This is a genomic window from Desulfovibrio sp. 86 (assembly GCF_902702915.1).
GTDB lineage: Bacteria > Desulfobacterota > Desulfovibrionia > Desulfovibrionales > Desulfovibrionaceae > Desulfovibrio.
This window is the reverse complement of sequence record NZ_LR738849.1, coordinates 187231-208547: the sequence shown is the minus strand read 5'-3', so window position 1 is coordinate 208547 and position 21317 is coordinate 187231. Positions and strand designations below refer to the sequence as shown.

The following is a 21317-nucleotide window of genomic DNA, read 5'->3' as shown; positions in this document are numbered from 1 at the left end:
AAACATGTTCCAGCGGCATAATTGGCTTCATGCTTGGCTTGCGGCCGGAAATAGCTTACAAGACGCCCTTAACAGGATGTGGCGGCGCAGCGTCGCCAGGCTTTTTATTGGAGAAAAGGCATGCGCAAAAGCACCAGGGCCATACGCCTCGGCAGCGTGACTGTGGGCGGGGGCGCGCCCGTTGTGGTTCAAAGCATGACCAACACAGACACCCGCGACCCTGCGGCCACGCTGGCGCAGATAGCCAGACTGGCGGAACGGGGCTGCGAGGTGGTGCGTCTGGCTGTGCCTGATGAAGCCGCAGTGGCGGCGCTGCCTGCCATTCGCGCGGGCACATCCCTGCCCCTCATTGCCGACATCCATTTTGATCACCGTCTTGCCATGGGCGCTTTGGAGGCGGGCTTTGAGGGCCTGCGCATCAACCCCGGCAACATAGGCCCCAAGGCCCATGTGGACAGTGTGGTTGATGCGGCCAAGGCGCACGGCGCGGTCATTCGCGTTGGCGTCAATTCCGGATCCGTGGAAAAAGACCTGCTGCGAAAATACGGCGGGCCCTGCCCGCAAGCCCTGGTGGAAAGCGCCCTTGGGCACGTGCGTTTGCTGGAGGCGCGCGGATTTTACGATACCAAGATTTCCCTCAAGTCCTCATCCGTGATGGACACCATCACGGCCTACCGCCTGCTTGCCGAGGCCTGTGATTATCCCGTCCACATCGGCATTACCGAAGCCGGGGGCCTCATGCGCGGCACGGTCAAGTCTGCCGTGGGGCTGGGCATATTGCTGCACGAAGGCATTGGCGACACGCTGCGCGTATCCCTCACGGCCGATCCCGCCGAAGAGGTCACCGTGGCCTGGGAGATTCTGCGCGCCCTTGGTCTGCGCTCGCGCGGGCCGGAAATCATTTCCTGCCCGACCTGCGGACGGACGGAAATTGACCTTTTTTCACTGGCGCGCGCCGTTGAAGAGCGGCTGGCAACCTCCACCGCCGATGTAAAGGTGGCGGTTATGGGCTGCGTGGTCAATGGCCCCGGTGAAGCCCGCGAAGCCGATCTGGGCGTGGCCGGAGGGCGTGACAAGGGCATTATTTTCCGCAAGGGCGAGATCGTTCGCTCCGTCAAGGGGCAGGAAGCCCTGCTGGCTGCGTTTATGGAAGAACTGCAATCACTGCTTAACGAAAAGGAAAACATCTAATGCGCTTCAGCTCCTGCTATATTCCCACACTCAAGGAATCCCCGGCCGATGCGGAAGTGGTCAGCCACAAGCTTCTGCTGCGGGCGGGCATGGTTCGTCGGCTTACATCGGGGCTGTATATCTACCTGCCCCTTGGCCTGCGGGTCATCGAAAAAATCGGCCGCATCGTGCGTGAAGAAATGGAAAAGGCCGATTTTCGCGAATTGCTCATGCCCATGGTGCAGCCCGCCGACCTGTGGAAAGAAACTGGCCGCTGGGAGCATTACGGCAAGGAGCTCCTGCGCTTCAAAGACCGCAATGAGCGCGAGTATTGCCTCGGCCCCACGCATGAAGAAGTCATTACTGATCTTGTGCGCGGCGAGGTGCGCTCCTACCGCCAGCTGCCTGTGCGCCTGTATCAGATACAGACCAAGTTTCGTGACGAAATCCGCCCCCGCTTCGGCCTCATGCGCGGGCGCGAATTTGTCATGAAGGATGGCTATTCCTTTGACGCCACCACCGAGGGCGCGGAAAAAAGCTACAAGGCCATGTACGACGCCTATATGCGCGTCTTCAAGCGTCTCGGCTTGCGCTTTCGTGCCGTTGAGGCCGACACCGGCTCCATCGGCGGCAATTTTTCCCATGAATTCATGGTGCTGGCCGATACCGGCGAAGACACCATCGCTTTCTGCCACGACTGCGAATACGCCGCCAACGTGGAAAGGGCGGAGGTCGTCTGGAAGGGCCAGCCTGCCACGGCTGCCTGCCCAGCCATGGAAACCGTCGCCACGCCCGGAGCCCACAGCGTGGAAGAAGTGGCTGCCATGCTTGGCGTGCCCGCGAGCAGCGTTGTCAAAACCATGCTGTTCAAGGTTGACGGCAAGACCGTGGCCGTGCTTGTGCGCGGTGACCGCGAAGTGAATGATATCAAGCTCAAGAACCTGATGAAGGCGCAGGAAGTGGAATTGGCCGACGCCGCCACAGTGCAGGCGGCAACCGGAGCGCCCGTCGGCTTTGCCGGCCCTGTGGGGCTTGGTGTGCCCATTTATGCCGATGCAGAGCTTCAGGGCGGCACGGACTATGTGGTTGGAGCCAACGCGGCCGATGCCCATATCAGGCATATGGACCTCAAGCGGGATGCCACTGTGGCCGCCTGGGGCGATTTGCGCACCATCACCCCCGAAGACCAGTGCCCGCGTTGCGGCGGTCGCATGGAGCTTACCAGGGGCATTGAGGTGGGGCACATCTTCATGTTGGGCTTGAAGTATAGTGAAGCCATGCACGCCGTGTTCCTGGATGAAAACGGCAAGGAACAGATCATGATTATGGGCTGCTACGGCATCGGCGTGTCCCGCGTGGCCGCTGCCGCCATTGAGCAGAATCATGACGAACACGGCATTGTCTTTCCCCCGCCGGTGGCTCCTTTTGAGTGCATGTTGCTCAACCTGGATCCCCGCAGTGAAGAAGTTAATGCAAAGGTTGAAGAAATATATGCCTTGTTGCAGGGCATGAGCGTGGAAGTGCTGATGGACGACCGCGAAGAGCGCCCCGGCGTCAAGTTCAAGGACGCCGACCTGCTTGGCATCCCAGCGCAGCTTGTGGTCGGCGGTAAGGGGCTTGCCCGTGGCATCGTGGAATGCAAAGACCGCCGCACGGGTGAAAAGGGCGAGCTTTCCGTTGACAACCTTGAGCAGGATTTTGCCGTCTGGATTGAAAAAGTCCGGCAGGGTTGGATCAGCCGCTAGGCATTTGCGCTTTATGTGGTTGCCAGACTCGGTTTTTCTGAAACCGTGCCGGGCAGCCACATTGCAGTGTCCGGGCGGCTCATGGCGCAGTTCGTCAGTGAGCCGCCTTCTTTTCTTCGCCGCGCAAGGGGCCACGGGGTACCATGCAGGAAACCATACTGACAGTCCGCGAGCTTACGGAGCAATTGCGCAAGAGCCTTGAGGGGCGCTTTCCCTTTGTCTGGGTGCGGGGCGAGGTGACCAATTTTTCCCGCCCCGGCTCCGGGCATGTCTATTTCAGCCTTAAAGATCAGGATGCGCAATTGCAGTGCGTCTGGTTCCGGCACATGCAGCGGCAGGCTGAACAGCCTTTTGATCCGCTTACGGGCGAGGTTTTCGACAAACCAAGGCCGTCCCCCCTTGAACTTTTGCGTAATGGCCTGGACGTGCTTTGCGCGGGGCGCATCAGCGTATACGCTCCACGCGGGCAATATCAGCTTGCCGTGGAACTGGTGCAGCCTGCGGGAGAGGGGCTGCTGGCCCTGGCATTTGAAGAAAGCAAGCGCAAGCTGGCGGCCCTGGGGTATTTCAGCAGCCAGCGCAAACGCCCGCTCCCTCGTGATCCGCAACGCATCGCGCTCATCACATCCCCCACAGGGGCGGCCATTCACGATTTTCTTGAACTGGCGCGCACGCGGGGCAGCGGTTCGCGCATCCGCCTGTTTCCGGCACTGGTGCAGGGGGCGGAGGCCGCTCCGGCCATTGTGCGGGCTCTGGCCGAGGCCAATGCCCAGGATTGGGCGCAGGCCATCGTGCTCGTGCGCGGCGGCGGCTCTTTGGAAGACCTGTGGGCCTTCAACGAAGAGTCAGTGGCACAGGCCATATTTGCGTCCCGCCTGCCCGTGCTGGCTGGCATAGGGCATGAGGTGGACGTTACCCTGGCGGACATGACCGCCGACATGCGTGCGGCAACGCCAAGCCACGCCGCCCAGTTGCTCTGGCCTTTGCGGATGGAACTGCACCAGCGTGTGGATGAAACCTGGGCAGCCCTGCGCCGCGCCATGGAGCGGCGACTCGAAGGAGCCGGACAGGCCCTGCGCGAATGCGAAAAAGCCTTGTCCTGGTTTTCGCCGCAACGTCACCACGAACGCCTTTATGAACGTCTTGCCAGCCTGGAGGCGGGCTTGGTGCGCTCCGGCCGGTACTGGCTGGATGACAAGGCGCGGAAAGCCGATTTTCTGGAGCGTGCCCTGCGCAACGCCCTTGGCACAGAAAAACTGGATACCCTTGATGCGCGACTGGAACAGCTTGCCGCCCGGCTGCATGCGGCTTTGCCGCGACTTGTGGCCGACAAGGAACGTGCCTTGCAGCACGGCGTCCAGCATTGGCAAAGCACGGCACGGGGCTACGTCACAGAGCAGTTGCGACGTCTTGAAACCCTGACCATGGCCCTTGAAGCGCGCGACCCTCTCATGCCGCTTACACGCGGCTATGCCCTGGTCAGCACGTCTGAGGGCCTTGTGCGCTCGGTTGACCAGGTTCCTTCCGGAACCAGCATAGAAGTGCGTCTGTCCGACGGCAGTCTGTCTGCTGTGGTAAACGGTGTGCGACGCCGCCAAAGTCGCAAGGTGGAGGAATCATGATACAACGGTTATGTACCATACTACGGCGTCATGATAGACGTGCGGCAGAATCCGTGCAGAGGTCAACCTTCATGTGGCCGTTGATTCTGGCGTTTTTTTCATTGCTGTTCTTGTCTCCCTTTGGGAACATTTCTGCTTTTGCCACCCCTCAGGTAAAGCTTGAAGCGCCCGCCACAGTGGCCAGGGGTGACGCTTTTGTGGCTCTGGCTGTCAGTGATGAACCCGTAACCGCCTTCAACTTTAAGTGGATGGGCAAGAGTTACGCCGCCACGGCCGTCGCCGTTGCGCAGGCTCCGGACGGAACGCAAAAATGGCAGGCCGTCATGCTGCTGCCAGTGCCCCTTGATGCCAAGGAAAATGATTTCACACTCTCAGTGACCCCCATGGCAGGCCATGTGGGCGGCAAAAAGCCTGCCGCTGTCCAGCAGGCGGCTACACTGGGCATTGGCGTGTACGATAAAGACCGTCCGGTTCAGAAGCTCACTGTGGACAAAAAGTTTGTGGATCCGCCAGCGGCGCAAATGGAGCGCATCAAGGCCGACAGGGAGCTGGTGCGCAAAACCCTGGCTGCATACACGCCAGAACGTCTCTGGACGCTGCCTTTTGAGCGGCCCGTTCCCGGTGACGTATCAAGTCTTTTTGGGCTCAAGCGGGTATTCAACGGGCAGCCGCGCGGTTTGCACCGTGGTCTGGACCTGCGCGGCACAGAGGGAACCCCCATTGTGGCCTGCGCCGATGGGCGGGTGGCCCTGACGGGTGATTTGTACTTCTCGGGCAATGTGGTGTACATCAATCACGGCGAAGGGGTCTTTACGGCATACCTGCATATGTCCAAAATTCTGGTCGCAAAGGACCAGGCCGTGCGCAAGGGCGAGGTCATAGGTCTTGTGGGGGCCACGGGCCGCGTCACAGGGCCGCATTTGCACCTCTCGCTCCTGGTGCAGGGTGTGTCGGTGGATCCGCAGCCGCTTCTTCAGGCCCCTCGTGCCGATGGCGGGGCCGCCCCTAGAGCAGAGTAACTTTGAGAATACACATTCTCAAAGTTTAAGGCGCGCTCACTTCGGCGTTTACCCGCGCAGCCAAGCTGCGCTTACGCCTCTGTAGCGAACGTCTGCTTACGCAGCCGTCAGAGCCATTTGAAAGGTATTTTGCCCCAATGCAGTGAGCCAGCCCTCACAAGCCCCTCAAAAGGGAAAGTAGACTGTATGAGCGCCAAGACCGAAAATCTTTTTGAAAAAAAACTGGCCCGTCTCCAGGAAATTGTTGCCGCGCTGGAATCCGGAGACTTGCCTCTGGAAAAAGGCATGGCCCTGTATAAAGAAGGCGCCGGATGCGCGCGGTATTGCCGGCAGCAGCTCGACAAGGCGCGACACGAACTGGAAGTCTGGCAGGACGGCCAGGCCCGGCCCATGACAGGTCAGGGCGTCCAGGGAGGGGAAGGGCCCGGTTCGTACTCTGACGATGAAGCTGAAGAAGCCGAAGAAGCGTAGGAGGCTTGACAGGTGATGATGCCAGTATCCCGGATGAAGGAGCTTTTGCGCGAACGTGGGCACATGGTGGAGGCCTGCCTTGCGGTCGCTTTTGATGGTCGGCCCATACCGCAACGCCTCAAGGATTCGATGCAGTACAGCCTTCAGGCCGGGGGCAAACGCCTGCGTCCCGTACTTTGTCTGAGCGCTGCGGCCCTGTGCGGGCTGCCCATTCAGGATGCTCTGCCTTTTGCTTCGGCCATTGAGATGGTGCACACCTATTCTCTCGTGCATGACGACCTTCCAGCCATGGACAATGATGACTTACGGCGCGGCAAGCCCTCAAACCACAAGGCTTTTGACGAACCCACCGCCATTCTTGCCGGTGACGGCCTGCTTACTGATGCCTTTTTGCTGATGTGCCGCAGCCCCGTGGCTCCTCCCCGAGTTTTGCGCGCCGTGGGTGAACTGGCCCTGGCCGCTGGCTCGTCCGGCATGGTGGGCGGGCAGGAATGGGACATGATATTTACCGGCAAGGCGGAGATCTCGCTTGATGAGTTGCGCGGCATACACGCTATGAAGACGGGAGCGCTGCTTCGGGCTTCCTGTGTGTGCGGGGCCATGCTGGCCGGGGCTTCTGACGGGGATCTTGCGGCCATTGGCACCTATGGCGCGTCTCTGGGTGTTGCCTTTCAGATAGCCGATGATATTCTTGATGTGGTGGCGGACACGGCCACGCTGGGCAAGCCCGCTGGCAGTGATGTGGCCCAGGGCAAAAAAACCTATCCCGCCTTGCTGGGACTCGATACAAGCCGGGCGCTTGCGCAGGAGCAAGCCGAGACCGCCAAGGCCGCCCTGGCGGCCTTCAGCGGGCAGGAAGCGGAATTTTTACGTGCTTTGGCCGAATACACGGTCAACAGGGCGGCCTGATATGCTTGATGCGCAAAAAACAGCAATGCCGATCGACCTCTCTGGGAATACGCAGGGGGTAAATGTGGCTGAAGCAGGTCATGCCGGGCGGGATTTTTCTCTTAAATCGCCGCAGGCAGAACCGCACGGTTCGCTTTTGGACAGTATTGAGCGCCCTTCGCAGTTGGGGGGCATGAGCGAAGCCCAACTGCAGCAGTTGGCCGGAGAAGTGCGGCAGCGCATTATTGAAGTGGTTTCGCGCAACGGCGGTCACCTCGCCCCTTCGCTGGGGGTTGTGGAACTGACGCTTGCGCTCCTTTCCACGTTTAATATTGAAAAAGACAAGCTCGTGTGGGATGTGGGCCATCAGGCTTATGCGCACAAACTGCTCACGGGGCGGGCGCATCAGTTTGACACCCTGCGCACCTTTGGCGGCATTTCGGGCTTTCCGCGCATGGCCGAAAGCCCCTATGACCATTTTGGCGTCGGGCATTCCTCAACATCCGTTTCCGCCGCCCTTGGCATGGCTTTGGCCCGCGACCTTTCGGGCCTCAAGCACCACGTGCTGGCCGTTATCGGCGACGGTTCCCTGACTGCGGGCGAAGCTTTTGAAGGGCTTAATCTGGCCGGGCATATGGGGCGGCGGCTCATTGTGGTGCTCAATGACAATGAAATGTCCATTTCACCCAATGTCGGCGCGCTTTCACTGTTTTTAAGCCGTACCATGTCCCGGCGCTGGGTGCGGCAGGCCCGTAAGGAAGTGCTCAACTTCCTGCGCTCCATCCCGCGCATTGGTCAGAAATTGGCCTTGTATGCCCTTCGGGGCGAGGGGAGTTTCAAGTCTTTTTTTACGCCCGGCATGCTGTTTGAGGCTTTTCGTTTCAACTACATAGGCCCGGTTGACGGCCATGACCTCACAAGCCTGCGCCGCCATCTGCAAATGGCGGCCGCTGTGGAGGACGGCCCCGTACTGCTGCATGTGCGCACACAAAAGGGCAAGGGCTATGCCCCTGCGGAAAAAAATCCGACTCTCTATCATGGCGTCGGGCTGTTTACGCCTGAAACAGGCCAGCCCATACCCTCAACGGCCAAGGTGCCGTCTTTTACCGGAATCTTCAGCAAGACGCTGGTGGAGCTGGCTGAAAAGGATAAAAGAATCATCGCCATTACGGCTGCCATGCCGGAAGGAACCGGCACGGACAGTTTCAGGGAGCGATTCCCCGATCGCTTTGTGGATGTGGGCATCTGTGAGCAGCATGCTGTAACCTTTGCCGCTGGTCTTGCCAGCCAGGGGTACCGTCCGGCGCTGGCCATTTATTCCACCTTTCTTCAGCGCTCTTATGATCAGGTGGTGCACGACGTCTGTATTCAGAACCTGCCCGTTACCTTGTGCGTGGATCGTGCCGGTCTTGTGGGCGAAGACGGAGCCACACACCACGGAGCCTTTGACATCGCCTATTTGCGGCATATTCCTCAAATAAGCCTGCTGGCGCCCCGTGATGAAGATATGCTGCGCCACTGTCTTTTCACATCGCTCAACCACGACGGCCCCTGTGCCTTGCGGTATCCCAGAGGCGCGGGCTTTGGCGTTCCCCTGGACGGGCTGCCACGTCTGCTGCCCCCCGGCAGGGGAGAGGTGCTGCAGGACGGCGAAGGCATCGCCATCGTTGCAGCGGGCAGCCGCGCCCATCCCGCCCTTGAGGCTGCGGCGCAGGTTGAAGAGGTTCTTGGCTTTCGGCCTCTGGTTTTTGACCCCATATGGCTCAAACCCTTGCCGCAGGAACAGCTTGCCACCATTGCGGGCCGCTTTGACCGTATTCTTTTTGTGGAGGAGGGCGTGCTGGCCGGTGGGTTTGCATCGGCTGTGCTGGAGTTTTATGTGGACAACGGGCTCATGCGTGGCCAGCGGATCAAGCGGCTGGGGCTGCCCGACAGTTTTGTCGAGCATGGCAGTCAGTTGCGCCTGCGTGAGCTTGTGGGGCTGCGCACCAAGAATATTGCTCAGGCCATTATTGATCTGTCAAAGCAGAAATAGGGCAATTTCGACCTACCATTACTCTGGCTGAAAATTCCGGAGCATGCACAGGATTACAGGGAAAAGAAGTCTGGCTTCTTTTCCCTTTTTTACGCGCACGGCACTTGTGGTAAAGGTTTTAGGGGGTGGGGGCGTGGGGGAAGGACCCTTTTGCAGAAGGGTCCATCCCCCACAAAGCGGTTACAGCGCACGAATGAAGCTAACGCTGCCGCCTTTGAGGTGCGCCTCTATGCCGCCGGGCAGCTGGAAGCGTGTGTTGCCGCGCCCTTGCGTGAGGGCTTCGTCCAGAGCCAGCAGGGTGCTTGACCTGGCCTGGGCGGACGTTGATTGCGGCGGCGCGGGCGCGTCTGTGGTGCTTATTGCCTTGCTGCCGGAGCGCAAGTGTTGCAGCGCCCGCATATACAACCGCAGGCGGGCTGCCGGGTGCAGAGGGCGTAACAGAGCGCGGGGCAACGTCAACGTGGCGAGGGATGGGAGGCCGTCTTGCCGCTCTGTGGTCGTTTCCTGCCAGGGATGGGCGGCCAGGGCGTCGCCCAGAGTCTTTTCCCAGTACTCCCTGTCCAAGTTGGCCAGTTGCCACATGTGGCCGAGGGTGCGATCCAGGGCGGGGTTTTCCGCCCGCAACAGGGGCAGGACCTGAAGGCGCAGCCTGTTGCGCCGGTAGTCCATGCTTTGGTTGCTGGCGTCTTCACACCAACCAAGGCCGCAGTGCCGCAAAAGTTGCCTGAGGTCATCAGGGTCGCAGGTCAGCAGCGGCCGCAGCAGACAGCGCGCGTCATCTCTGGCGGGCATGCCGCCCAGCGAGGGCCAGCCCGCGCCACGGACAAGCCGCAGGAATATGTCTTCACTGAGATCCTGGCGGTGATGCCCCAGGGCGATAAAATGCGCGTTGCGGCTTTTGCGCTCTTCTTCCAGCAGCGCGTAGCGCAGGGCGCGCCCCGCTTCTTCCTCGCCCATATGGCGGCTGGCGGCAAAGCCCTTCACATCCACCGTGCGCAGGGTGCAGTGCATGCCAAGGGCCTGGCAGACCGCGTGCGCATGGGCAGCATCCGCATGGGCTTCAGGGCGCAGGCCGTGGTTGACGCTCAGTGCTGAAAGACGCAGGTCCAGGCGCGGAGCCAAAAGGGAGAGCACAAGAGCCAGCGCTGTGGAGTCAGCCCCGCCTGAAACGGCCAGTACAAGGCTTGCCCCCTTTTGCAGGGCTAACTGGCGCAGGCAGAAGCGCTCGACTTCAAGGCAAAGGAGCGCAGAGGCACGGGGGAGGGTTTGCAAACTGGGTATCTGGTTCATGCTGTGCCCCGGTTGCGGGCTGCAACGGTCTGAGCGGGTGCGCGGCGTGCTGCGGCTGGCTCATTGCCCTGTCAGCACGAGCGGCGCGGGGCTGCTCACAAGAAGGGTGCGGCGCGACGGTGCCGTAGCCCACGGCGCGCAAGCCACGGGGAGGATTCACAGGCCCCCGGTACGGCGTGGGCGGTTTGGAACGACGCGCAAGCCGTTATTAGGGAAGCACTGACTAAAGAGCCTCTTGGAAACGCGCTGGTGTTTCGTTTGACAAGGCGCGAACTTTTTTTAAGGCAGGAGTGGACTCTTCCGTCCCCGACTGTTTCAAAAAAAGTGAAGCAAGGCCGCCAAACGGAATAAATCAGCGTTTCCTCAGGTGGTGATGCCAAGGTCGGTCAGCATCTGTTCCAACCAGGCGATCATGCTGGCGCGCAGTTCGGGGCCGGCATAATGCACGCAATCGCACCGCATGCGGTTCTTGGCTCTTACGAGCAGTTCCATACGCAGGGAGTCTTCTTCAACTTCAAGGCCAAAAACGTGCGGGCCGCAGCTTTTGACATGTTCTTTCTGAACAGGGGAAAGCATTTCCACAGGAGCTGGCAGCCAATAGAGGCCGTCCATACCGGATTCAAGCTCCATATCCTTGAGCGTGGCGGTTATCTTGGCAATTTCTTCGGGCGTGAGGTCATCAATGCCATACCAGCGCATCAGTTTTCCTCCGAATAAATACAGCCTGTTTTGTCAAGGTTGAAGATGCGTCGCATAACGCTGATGCGCGGGCCGTTGCCTTCCTGCGACATGCCGCCGTGTTTCAGAAACATGATGGGGTCGTGATTAAGCTTGCGCACCAGGGATCTGGCCATGGCCTCCAGCGCGTCGCGGGTGTTGTCGTCCACCGGGCCAAGACGCTTGAGGGTCTTGGCCAGCTCATCTTCGGCAATGGCCTGGCTTTTTTTGATAAGGTCAACAATGGTGGGCTGCATGTCCAGGCTGGCGAGCCATTTTGAAAAATACGCCACTTCCTCATTGACGATTTCCGCAGCCTTGGCCGCTTCATCGCGGCGGGTGGCCAGGTTTTCTTCCACCACTTCCCTGAGATCGTCGATGTCGTAAAGATAAACGTTGTCCAGGCCGTTGACGTCAGGGTCGATGTCGCGGGGGACAGCGATGTCGATGAAGAACATGGGCCTGTTTTTACGGGCTTTGAGCGCGACGCGGATGTCGCGCGCGCGGATGATGGGCTCCTGCGAGCCCGTCGAGGTGATGATGATGTCCACATCAAGCAGGTAGTGGGGCATCTGCTCAAAGGGGATGGCGCGGCCATTGAATTGCTTGGCCAGTTCCTGCCCGCGGGCATGGGTGCGGTTGGCCACAAGGATATCGTTGATGCCTGCCTGAAGCAGATGCATGGCCGCCAGCTCCGCCATTTCGCCCGCACCCACCAGCATGGCCTTGTGTTCCCGCATGTCGCCAAAGATGCGTTTGGCAAGCTCCACGGCGGCGTAGCTGATGGAAACCGCACTGGAAGCCACCGCTGTTTCTGTGCGTACCCTCTTGGCCACAGAAAAGGCCTTGTGCAGCAGCCTGTTGAGTATGACCCCGGTGGCGCGGCTTTTGACGGCCTTGCGGTAGGCGGTTTTCAACTGGCCGAGAATCTGCGGCTCGCCCAGCACCATCGAATCCAGACTCGACGCCACTGAAAACAGATGCCGGACGGCTTCAAGGTTTTTATGAACATAGACGTAGGGCCTGAGGTCCTCAACGTCAGTTCCCCTTGCCCTGGCCCAGCTGCACAGTATCTGCTCGGCCATGTCGCCTGTGCCAGCGGCCAGGATTTCCACGCGGTTACAGGTAGAAAGTATGACGCTTTCGCTCACCGCGCCGATACATGGCAATGCCCAGTGTTCCTCATCGCAATGATTGGCCAGGGCGAAGCGTTCGCGCACGTCCACTCCGGCGGTGCGGTGATTCAGGCCCACAAGAAAGATATCACAGTCCATAATTATGCCCGAGTCAGCGCCGGATGAATGCGTGGTGCGTTTCCATAAAGGTATTCACCACAATGATTGAAAAAAGACACAGTATAAATATAAAAACAGCCAGCCGCGCGGGTTTTCGGCCGCGCCAGCCCTTGGTGAGTCTGTTGTTGAACAGCACGGAAAACAGCAGCCAGATGACAATGCTGATGACTTCTTTGGGATCGCCCGTCACCGTGGCTCCAAAAACGGGCTTGGCCCATATGAGGCCGGAAACGATGCCGAGCGTATACAGGGGATAGGCCACAAGGGTGGCAAAGGCGTTGATTTTATCAAGCATGGCAAGGGCGGGCATATCCTGCCAGAAGCCCTTCATGTACTGCTTGCTTTTGATGCGGCCCTCAAGAAAAAGAAAAAGGGATCCGGCCGCAAAAGCCAGGGCCATGAGGGCGAGACTGAGAAAAAGCGTGGCTATATGCAGGGCGTAGAAGGGCGCTTTGAGGTAGGGCGGCACCTGTACCACAGCCTGAAGATAGGGCGCGGACATGGCAAAGAGCATGAGCCCCAGCGGCGAGGCAAAAATAAGCGAGGCCTCCTGCTTGAACTTGCCCCAGGAGGCAAGGCCGCACAAGACCACAAACCAGGCCATGAGCTGCAGATAGGCTCCAAGACTCAGTCCGTCAGGCAAGGCTTTGTGAAAGCCCATGGCCAGGCCGATAGTCTGAAAAATAAAGCCCGCAGCGGCAAAATAGCAGCAGGCACGCCGCCAGAAAGGGCTGCGCGCCATCATTCCCGCAATGCCGGACACACTTGCCAGCCCGTAGAGCAGCAGGGTGACGCCGGTGGAAAACTCAGGGGAGATCATAAAGTAACTCCGCTATATGAACGTGCAATTCCGCCGGCAGTTCGGCCAGCAGGCACTGTCGGCAGCTCTCAATATCGCCGGCTTCAAGCCACTGCTGAAGCGGGGAGACTGCCAAACTTCGAAACAACTGTGTATTCTGCCCTGTCTCGACGCCCAAGGCAAGAACCAGAGGACGCAACCTGCCCATGAGGGTCGCCATGCGGGCACGCGGGGCCAGCCATTGGGCCAGTTCGTCTTTCCAGCGCCTGGCCAGGGCGGGGCTTGCGCCGCCTGTGGACAGGGCCGCAGCAAGGGGAGCGCGCCGGGCCACAGCCGGAACCTGAAAATTTCCTTCTTCCGGTGTGCTGGCGCAATTGCACAGTACGCCCAGGCTGCGGCACAATGCTGCAATGCGACGGTTTTCATCCACATCGCCCGTAGCGGCAAACACCAGGGTTTTACCGCGTATGTCGTCCGTCGTGCAGGTTCGGCGCTCAAAGCGTACGCGGTTATCCCGCAACATATCTTGCAGGGAAGCGTCCTGGGCTGGCGGATCGTTGCGCTCCAGCACCAGAACCGATGCCGGATCGCAGGCCAGAAGGCCAGCCAGTTTCCGCTGCCCGACCTGTCCCAACCCGACCAGCAGGCAATCCAGCCCGCTGAGGCTAAGAAAGAGCGGATACATGGGAGTTTTGGGCGCGAAAGTTTCCATATGGGATCCGGTGTGCGTCATGCTGCAAATATACGGAATACCGTATTGTACAGAAGCTGGCGGTTTTTGCAAAGTCCCCCGCGCTTGCTTCCGTTCGTCTATTGCCGTACCTTCCCCATATTGATTGATTTTGGCTGCGGGCGCGGCAATGCCGCTGTTCAGTGCAGGGGCAGCCCGGCGACAAATCGGGCGACAAATCGCAAAATCAGGAAGGGGCATGGCGACATTTTTGGTCATTCAGGCAGCACGCTTTGGCGATGTGGTGCAAACCGGGCGTTTGCTGCGCACTCTTGAGCGGCGTGGCCAGGTGCATCTGGCTGTTGATGCTGGCCTGTCTGCCCTTGCGCGCCTGATCTACCCGTTTGCCACAGTACACGGTCTTGCTTTGCACGGCTGCCAGGAGCAGGAAGTTCTGGAAAAAAATATCCGGGTTCTGTCAGGCTGGCGCAGCACGGAATTCACCACCGTATATAACTGCAATTTTTCCGGTCTGACGGCGGCCCTGTGCCGTATGTTCGCCCCAGAAACTGTTGTGGGCTACAGACCTGCTGCCGACGGCATATGGCGCTCCCCGTGGGCCAGAATGGCCTTTCAGCTGAGCGGCCAGCGCGTGCTTTCATCGCTGAATCTTGTGGATTTTTGGGGCCATTTCACCAATGATCCTCTTCCGCCAGCCGAAGTTAATCCCGTGGCCGCCCCTGGCGGGCAGGGGATAGGCGTGGTGCTGGCGGGACGTGAATCCCGCCGTTCGCTGCCCGTGCCACTGCTGGCTGAAGTGGTGCGTACGGCTTTTTCCGCCATGGGCGGCCCCAGGGTGCGCCTGCTCGGCTCCAGTGCGGAAAAAAACGTGGCGCGCAAACTGCAGAAGCTGTTGCCGCCCAAGATGCTGGACAGGGTGGAAGACCTCAGCGGCAAAACCGACTGGCCGGGCCTTGTTGACGCGGTCAGCGGGCTGGACGCCCTGATAACGCCGGATACGGGCAGCATGCACCTGGCCGCGCACCTTGGCGTGCCTGTTCTGGCCTTTTTTCTGTCTTCAGCCTTCGCGCATGAAACAGGGCCGTACGGACAGGGGCATCTTGTCTGGCAGGCCGAGCGGCATTGCGTCCCGTGCCTGGAGTCGGCCCCATGCCCCTACGACACGGCCTGTCTTGAGCCTTTTTGCAGTCAGGCCCTGCTGCGCTCATTGACGCTGGCCCTGACAGAAGGAACGGAACGGGCGGCTTTACCCGAAGGTTTGCAGCTATGGCGCAGTTGCGTGGATTCTCTTGGCGCCGTGCTGCATCTCGTGGCCGGGGCCGACAGGCATGCGGCCAGACGTGCGCAGGTGCGGGAATTTTTGGCCTCATACCTGGATGTGCCCTTTGTGCCGTCGGCGGACGAGGCTGAGAGCATCACTATTTCTGGGGAGGCCAATTCTGGCCTTGCCTGGCTGTTTGACGAATGGTTGTGCCGCGATACGGATTGGATGCTGCCGCCCGGCAGATACTGCTGATGTGGAGAATATGCCCATGCCTCCTGCCTCTCTGAGAATTCTTGTGATTTTGCCGATGTATGGCGGTTCCTTGCCCGTAGGAAGGTACTGCGCGCGCGCCTTGGAAGAGATGGGGCACAGCGTGCGGACTTTCGAAGCCCCGCTCATGTATCCGGCCTTTACGGGATTGCAGGGGCTTGGGTTGCCTCCGGCCCAGACCACGCAACTGGAAAATTCCTTTCTTCAGGTTGTGGCCCAGGCCGTGTGGGCGCAGGTGCAGGCGCAGGAGCCGCATCTGGTTCTGGCCATGGCCCAGGCTCCCATGGGGCGCAGCCTCCTTCAGCGACTGCGGCGCGCCGGCGTGCGCACGGCCATGTGGTTTGTTGAAGACCATGCTATTTTTCAATACTGGCGCGCCTACGCCCCCTTGTACGATGTTTTTGCCGTTATCCAGAAGCAGCCTTTTCTGGATATGCTGGCTGAGGCAGGTCAGGCCAACGCGCTCTATCTGCCCATGGCCGCACAGCCCGATTTTCATAAGCCAGTGGCCCTCAGCCCTGAAGAACAACGGGAGTATGGCGCGGATATCGGATTTTTGGGTGCAGGCTATCCCAATCGCCGGTTGGCCTTCAGGCCCTTGCTGGGCCGCAATTTCAAAATCTGGGGTTCTGACTGGGAAGGCGAAAACCTGCTGGCCTCTCATGTGCAGCGTGGCGGCGCGCGCATTGGGGAAGAGGAAAGCGTAAAGATCTATAATGCCACCAAGGTGAATCTCAATCTGCATTCCAGCCTGCAGACGACAGAACTTGTAAGTCAGGGCGATTTTGTCAATCCGCGTACCTTCGAACTGGCAGCCATGAACGCTTTTCAGCTTGTGGACCACCGCAGTTTGCTGGCTGACCTTTTTGCCCCCGATGAACTGGCGACATTTTCCACCATTGAAGAGTTTTATGCCAAGCTTGACTATTTTCTCGCGCATCCCGAAGCGCGGAGCGCATATGCCGCAAAGGCGCGGCAACGGGTGTTGCGTGAGCATACCTATCAGCAGCGCATGCAGCGCCTGCTGGACTTCATGGCCGATCGCCTTGGACCCTGGGCCGATGGGGGGAACGGAGCGCAAACGCGCGAAAACGCGGCCGGACAAAATGCCACGTCCGGCTCCCCGGAGCGGCCTTTGCCTAAGGGATTGACGCCGGAACTGTCGGCAGAACTGAGCGCTGCCATGGCCTATACCGTGGAGCGTCTGGGCCTTGGCCCCCATGCGGATTTTGACCATGTTGCCGCAGCGCTGAGGGCCCGCTCCGGCGTGCTTGATGAAATGGAAACCTGCCTGCTGTTCTTGGACGAATGGCGCAAGCAGTACGCAAAATAAGTAATTATGGTTTGAAATGTTTTGTGGGGAAGGATGCTTTGTTGGGGAGAAATGCTCTGTGGGGGAGGGACCCTTTTGCAAAAGGGTCTCCTCCCCCACGCCCCCACCCCCTAAAACTCTTGGTATGAGGTATCTGACTCAAAAGTTGCTGCTCTGGCCTTCAAACAAAAACCCCGCGATATGCGGGGTTTTTGTTTGAAAAAGCAGAAAAGACTGTTTGGTGTCACGACGTGCTGCAATAAACGTCCCGGGATTATCGGCCGGAATCGGTCAGAGCCGTCCGAAACTGGAGAGAATTGCGCGCAGGCGTGGCAACAGGCGTCAGCTACTCGGGGCTTTTTTGCGGAGCGGTTTGGGGTTTTGCCTGTTGGTCCGCTTCGGGCGCAGTTTGTGGTGCTATTTGCGGCGAAGGCGGCAATTCTCTTTCCTCCAGGGGGGCGATGATCATTTCCTGGATCGTTCCGGACGCCGGGAGTGACAGGCTGGTCGCCTGGGAATAATAGGGCAGCATGAAGGCCACGGCCATGATCAGGGCCACCAGCAGGGTGAACTTGTGGCGCATGGGCGCTGCGCTGCGGGCAACAACCGTCCACAGGATCAGGGGAACAAGCCACACCAGCACCTTGGCGCTTTCCCGCAGGGCATTTTCAGTGGTGAAAACGCCGCCCTGCCATGCCTGCTGTATTTCAGCCACTGTCGAAGCGAGAAAGATCAGCCAGAAGACGGCCCAGGCATTGCGGGCCCATACGGCGCACCAGGGCACCATGGTATTGTAATGGTCGCGCCCGAAATCGTCGCGCTGGCGGCGCAGGGTCAGCCACAGGGCGCCGCTGGCAGCCGCCATGGCCAGAATCAGGGGCAGGGTCCAGTATAAGGAGCGCCAGAAAGGCGAAAACCAGCCGGGAAAGAAAATGTCGCCCAAGGTAATGGCGGTGGCATCGGGGCTGGTATAGGCATTTATCATGCGGGCGGAACTCAGGGCGACAACCACGGCGATGCAGCCTTGCACGCTGCTGATCATGCCCATGACCACATGCAGAATGGGAACCTTCACAAGAAACTTCCACAAGGCGAAGTACAGGCTGCTGACCAGTACGGCGATCCCCAGCATAATCCAGCTCAGTTCCACCATAAAGTCGGGCAGGGAGTCGGGCGTGTAGGAACCCTGCGCGAAAAACAGCCATACGCGCCCTGCCACCAGCAGAATCCAGCCCAGAACCATTGCCAGATGGGCCAGTTGGCGCGCGCATTTGTCATAAGAGGAGCGCTTGCGGGTTATGAACAATATCCGTGCCGTGGCCGATATGAAGCCAAGCCCCGCAAAGGCCAGCAAGGCGGCCAGAGCCAGGGTTACGCACAGGGAATCAATGCCTGTCTGCAAAAAGGGGCAGGTCTGCATCCATTGACGCGGCAGCTCCATCCATGCGGATAGCTGAACCAGGACATCCTGAAGAAAGTTCATCGGGCGCCGCCTGTGGCTGGGCGTGGCTTCAGAACAGAAACACTCATGGTTGCTCCTTATAATCTTGCACTGGCTTGGGAAAGTACGCTATGGTCGATAAAATGTGTTCAAGCCTGTATTTGCCTTAAAAATGCCAGGGCCGCAAGGGTTCTTGATATATGCCCGGGCTTGGGGCAAAATTATCGCGGGAGACATTATGAAGAAATTTTTTGCTGTACCTCTGGCTTGCGTGCTTTTGTCCACGGGTTGCGCTTCAACAACGCAACTGCGCCATGTGGAAGGTAAAGAAGCGGCCAACCAGAAGACCCTGCGCGAAACCGATCAGCGTTTGAATGCTCTGGAGCAGAGCGTGGCCACTCTGGACAGCCAGGTGGCCCAACTCAAAAACAGAACATTTGAAGTGCGCACCCGTGGCGGCCAGAAGACCAGCATGACTGTCGTTCCCATCTTGCCGCCTGCCCCGGCGAAGCCCGTGCCGCTGGCGGCAGCGGGCGCGTCGCCGGAGTCCCCAGGCGCGGCCCCGGCCTCTGTTCCGGCTGGCCAACGCCCGCCTGATGTGGCGCTGGGACACAACGGGCCTTCGGCAGTGACCGCCCCGCCAGTAACTGCGCAGCCAGTCGCAGCCCAAACGGCTTCGCCAGCCGCAGTCCTGCCTGCCGCAGCTTCGGCGGGATCTTCTGCCGCAGCCCCCCAGGCGGCAGAACCAACGTCTTCTTCCGCAAAGACGAGTGAAAAAACGCTCGCCGCCAAGGGCAAGGAAACACCGCCCGCCGCCGTTGCGCCTGAAACTGCCGGTGCCCCCAAGGGGCGGGTTATCGATCCTGCGGCTCCGCCACGTTCTTTTCCCCAGGACTCCCCCTCTGCTTCGGTAACCGCACCTGGAACCGTCGCCGCAACGCCTGCCGCCGCCAGTCCTGCCGCTGCCAGTCCTGCCGCTGCCAACCCTTCTCAGGGTAAGGCCGCCACGGCTGGTCCCCATGGGCAGGTCGGCACATCAAACAAAACTTCTCAGCCTGCCAACGGGGCGGGAACGCCCAGTGTGGGCCTGCCGCCTGTGGCAGCCCCGGAACCCGTGGTGCCGCCTGCTGTCAGTCCGACAAATTTTGCAAGTCAAGGTGCGAATCAGCCCACTGTCCCCGCCAGCCCCGCCAGCTCTGGTAAGGGCGCTCCGGCGGACGGCAATGCGGCTGTGCCCGTGCCCTCCTTGCCGCCTTCCGATCTGGCTTTGCCGCCGGAATATCCCGGCCTGCCCCCTGTGGAAGCACCAGGTGCTGCCACGCCAACGCCCGCACCTGCTCCCACAGCACGGGCGACTGCTCCGACGGCCTCCACAGCCCCGACGGTCCCGGCAAAACCTTCGCCTTCTGCCGCTGCCGCGCCGCAAGCCGCCAAACCTGCGAAAAATGAAAAAGCCGCCTATGACGCGGCCCTTAAATTCATGACGTCCGGGCGCTCTGCCGAGGGCATAACCCGGTTCGAAGGTTTCCTTCAGGAATACCCGCAGGGCGTGTATGCGGCCAATGCCGAATACTGGATTGGCGAGGGCTTGTATGCGCAGGGCAAATATCAGGAAGCACTGAACCAGTTCCGCAAGGTTGACGCGTCCTATCCGCAGCACCACAAGAATGCCGATGCCCTGCTCAAAACCGGCATGTGCCTGAGCCGTCTTGGCGACAAGGCTGCGGCCGCCGAGGCGTACAAACAGTTGCTGGCGCGCTTCCCCAATTCCGAGGCCGCCCGGACCGCCCGGTCACGCGGACTGGCCCGCTAGCCATGTCCCGAGGGCTATCCTGGGCCGAGATGGGTGAAGAGGCCCGTACCGAATACTGGGCCAGCCTGGCTCTGCGGCACTGCACAGGGCTTGGGGCCCGCTCATGCGCGCGGCTTTTGCGTACGTTCGGTTCAGCCTACGCTGCGGTGCAGTCCCGACAGCGCTGGCGCGAGGCAGGGCTTACCCAGAAACAGGCGGCCGAAATGGCCACCGGCTCATGGCGCGTCACGGCCCGGCAGGAGTGGGACAGCGTGCGCGGCATTGACGCCGCTATCCTGTTATGGACAGACCCCCAATACCCGGCCCCGTTGCGGCAACTGCCGGACGCCCCCGTATTGCTGTACTGCCAGGGAGACATATCGCTCTTGCAGGCTCCGGCCTTTGCCATCGTGGGCTCGCGTCGATCCACGGAACACGGCAGAACGGTGGCGGCCCATATGGCCCGGTGTCTGTCGTCCTGCGGGGTGACCATTGTATCGGGTATGGCATTGGGCATTGACCGGGTGGCCCATGAGGCAGCCCTGGCCCGCATCGGACGCAGCATAGGCGTGCTCGGCACAGGCATCGACGTCATATACCCAAGGGGAAACAGGGGCGTTTTTGACGCCATGCGGGAGCATGGCCTGCTGATCTCGGAATTTATGCCAGGGGCGCTGCCCCTGCCCGAACATTTCCCTGTGCGCAACCGGATTATCAGCGGCCTTGCCCTTGGCGTTCTGGTGGTGGAAGCCGCCAGCCGTTCTGGCAGCCTCATTACAGCCCGTCTGGCCCTGGAGCAAAACCGTGAGGTTTACGCCGTGCCCGGCCCGGCACTGGATTCACACTGTCTGGGGTGTCAGGATCTGGTGCGGCAGGGCGCGCGCCCTGTGTTCAGCGCCGAGGATGTGTTGCGCGATCTGGCGGACCAGTTGCGGCCGTATGGCATCAGTCAGGCAAGCCTGAGTGAAGAGGAAAAATCCGTGCAGGATCAGGATGATGGCGCTGACCAAGCCGTGATCAAGGGAGAGGCCGCCACGGACAGCAGACGCGTGCGCGCCGACGCATGTACACAAAAGGACGAAGCCGTAAAGGCTGACGACCAGTCTTCGCAGCGGGAAATGCCGTCACTGGACGCCGCCGAACAGCTTGCGCCCTCAGAGCGCAGGGCGCTTCTGTTGGACTGCCTGCGCCAGAAAGGCCCCATGCAGGCCGACGATTTGGCCTGCACCCTTGCCATGCCAGTGTCCGAGATGAATGCCATGCTTGTGGGGCTTGAGATGCTCGGGCAGGTGCGCAGACTGCCGGGGGCCCGGTATGAGGCCGGAGTATGACGGTAAAGAACGCAAAAAACACCACGGGCGCGCGCCGCGCCAGCTCTGTGCCCGGTCAGGGGCAAATGGCGCTCCCTGTTGAAGACGGAGCCACAGGACAGCCCGAGGGCACTTTGGCGGCAGGGCAGGGCAGGCCCGCCGGGAGAACTGCGCGTAACGCGGCAG

17 protein-coding genes are annotated in these 21317 nt (G+C 60.3%); 11 read left to right on the top strand and 6 right to left on the bottom strand.

The features are described 5' to 3' along the window. Window positions 1-78: 78 nt before the first annotated feature. The 7 genes from ispG to dxs all read left to right on the top strand — a co-directional run bounded on the left by ispG (window position 79) and on the right by dxs (window position 8950). Entirely contained in the window at window positions 79-1191 is a 1113-nt protein-coding gene (ispG, locus tag DESU86_RS00830) for a flavodoxin-dependent (E)-4-hydroxy-3-methylbut-2-enyl-diphosphate synthase (RefSeq protein WP_269474297.1), read from the top strand. Continuing rightward, complete coding sequence (locus DESU86_RS00825) at window positions 1191-2915, top strand: proline--tRNA ligase (RefSeq protein WP_179979309.1); 1725 nt, start codon at window positions 1191-1193, stop codon at window positions 2913-2915. The genes ispG and DESU86_RS00825 overlap by 1 nt, the downstream gene beginning before the upstream one ends. Window positions 2916-3058: 143 nt before the next feature. Beyond that, window positions 3059-4537, top strand: coding sequence for an exodeoxyribonuclease VII large subunit (gene xseA / locus DESU86_RS00820; RefSeq protein ID WP_179979308.1), 1479 nt, complete (start codon window positions 3059-3061; stop codon window positions 4535-4537). A 53-nt stretch (window positions 4538-4590) separates the two neighbouring features. Further along, window positions 4591-5556: a M23 family metallopeptidase gene (locus DESU86_RS00815; protein ID WP_232088211.1), complete on the top strand. Its 966-nt coding sequence runs from the start codon at window positions 4591-4593 to the stop codon at window positions 5554-5556. Between the two features lie 186 nt (window positions 5557-5742). After that, complete coding sequence (gene xseB, locus DESU86_RS00810) at window positions 5743-6027, top strand: exodeoxyribonuclease VII small subunit (protein WP_179979307.1); 285 nt, start codon at window positions 5743-5745, stop codon at window positions 6025-6027. A 15-nt stretch (window positions 6028-6042) separates the two neighbouring features. Beyond that, entirely contained in the window at window positions 6043-6936 is an 894-nt protein-coding gene (locus DESU86_RS00805; protein WP_179979306.1) for a polyprenyl synthetase family protein, read from the top strand. A gap of 64 nt (window positions 6937-7000) precedes the next feature. Further along, window positions 7001-8950 carry a 1-deoxy-D-xylulose-5-phosphate synthase gene (gene dxs, locus DESU86_RS00800; RefSeq protein WP_442873470.1) on the top strand — a complete coding sequence of 650 codons (1950 nt, stop codon included), beginning with the start codon at window positions 7001-7003 and terminating at the stop codon, window positions 8948-8950. A 180-nt stretch (window positions 8951-9130) separates the two neighbouring features. On the opposite strand, the gene tilS is transcribed toward dxs, so the two are convergent. From tilS to DESU86_RS00775, 5 genes are all read right to left on the bottom strand, one after another. Next, window positions 9131-10240, bottom strand: a complete 1110-nt coding sequence (gene tilS / locus DESU86_RS00795) for a tRNA lysidine(34) synthetase TilS (protein ID WP_179979305.1) — start codon at window positions 10238-10240, stop codon at window positions 9131-9133. Between the two features lie 363 nt (window positions 10241-10603). Next, the gene (locus DESU86_RS00790; protein WP_179979304.1) at window positions 10604-10939 is read right to left on the bottom strand and encodes a hypothetical protein; all 336 of its coding nucleotides are present in this window, start codon (window positions 10937-10939) and stop codon (window positions 10604-10606) included. After that, the gene (hemA, locus tag DESU86_RS00785; protein ID WP_179979303.1) at window positions 10939-12231 is read right to left on the bottom strand and encodes a glutamyl-tRNA reductase; all 1293 of its coding nucleotides are present in this window, start codon (window positions 12229-12231) and stop codon (window positions 10939-10941) included. The genes DESU86_RS00790 and hemA overlap by 1 nt, the downstream gene beginning before the upstream one ends. Before the next feature lie 13 nt (window positions 12232-12244). After that, complete coding sequence (locus DESU86_RS00780; protein ID WP_179979302.1) at window positions 12245-13072, bottom strand: cytochrome C assembly family protein; 828 nt, start codon at window positions 13070-13072, stop codon at window positions 12245-12247. Next, a complete protein-coding gene (locus DESU86_RS00775; RefSeq protein WP_179979301.1) occupies window positions 13059-13763 on the bottom strand; it encodes a precorrin-2 dehydrogenase/sirohydrochlorin ferrochelatase family protein in 705 nt (234 codons plus the stop codon). The genes DESU86_RS00780 and DESU86_RS00775 overlap by 14 nt, the downstream gene beginning before the upstream one ends. Window positions 13764-13980: 217 nt before the next feature. Between DESU86_RS00775 and DESU86_RS00770 the strand changes: the two genes are divergently transcribed. Both DESU86_RS00770 and DESU86_RS00765 read left to right on the top strand, forming a co-directional pair. Further along, on the top strand, window positions 13981-15258 hold the full coding sequence (locus tag DESU86_RS00770) for a glycosyltransferase family 9 protein (RefSeq protein ID WP_179979300.1): 1278 nt from the start codon (window positions 13981-13983) through the stop codon (window positions 15256-15258). A 16-nt stretch (window positions 15259-15274) separates the two neighbouring features. Continuing rightward, a complete protein-coding gene (locus DESU86_RS00765) occupies window positions 15275-16609 on the top strand; it encodes a CgeB family protein (protein ID WP_179979299.1) in 1335 nt (444 codons plus the stop codon). Between the two features lie 325 nt (window positions 16610-16934). Here DESU86_RS00765 and DESU86_RS00760 read toward each other — a convergent pair whose 3' ends face one another. Next, on the bottom strand, window positions 16935-18071 hold the full coding sequence (locus tag DESU86_RS00760) for a hypothetical protein (protein WP_232088210.1): 1137 nt from the start codon (window positions 18069-18071) through the stop codon (window positions 16935-16937). Window positions 18072-18267: 196 nt separating this feature from the next. Here DESU86_RS00760 and ybgF point away from each other — a divergent pair, with 196 nt between their 5' ends. Continuing rightward, window positions 18268-19842, top strand: a complete 1575-nt coding sequence (ybgF, locus tag DESU86_RS00755; protein ID WP_232088209.1) for a tol-pal system protein YbgF — start codon at window positions 18268-18270, stop codon at window positions 19840-19842. Window positions 19843-19844: 2 nt separating this feature from the next. Next, window positions 19845-21152, top strand: a complete 1308-nt coding sequence (gene dprA / locus DESU86_RS00750) for a DNA-processing protein DprA (protein WP_179979298.1) — start codon at window positions 19845-19847, stop codon at window positions 21150-21152. Window positions 21153-21317 lie beyond the last annotated feature (165 nt).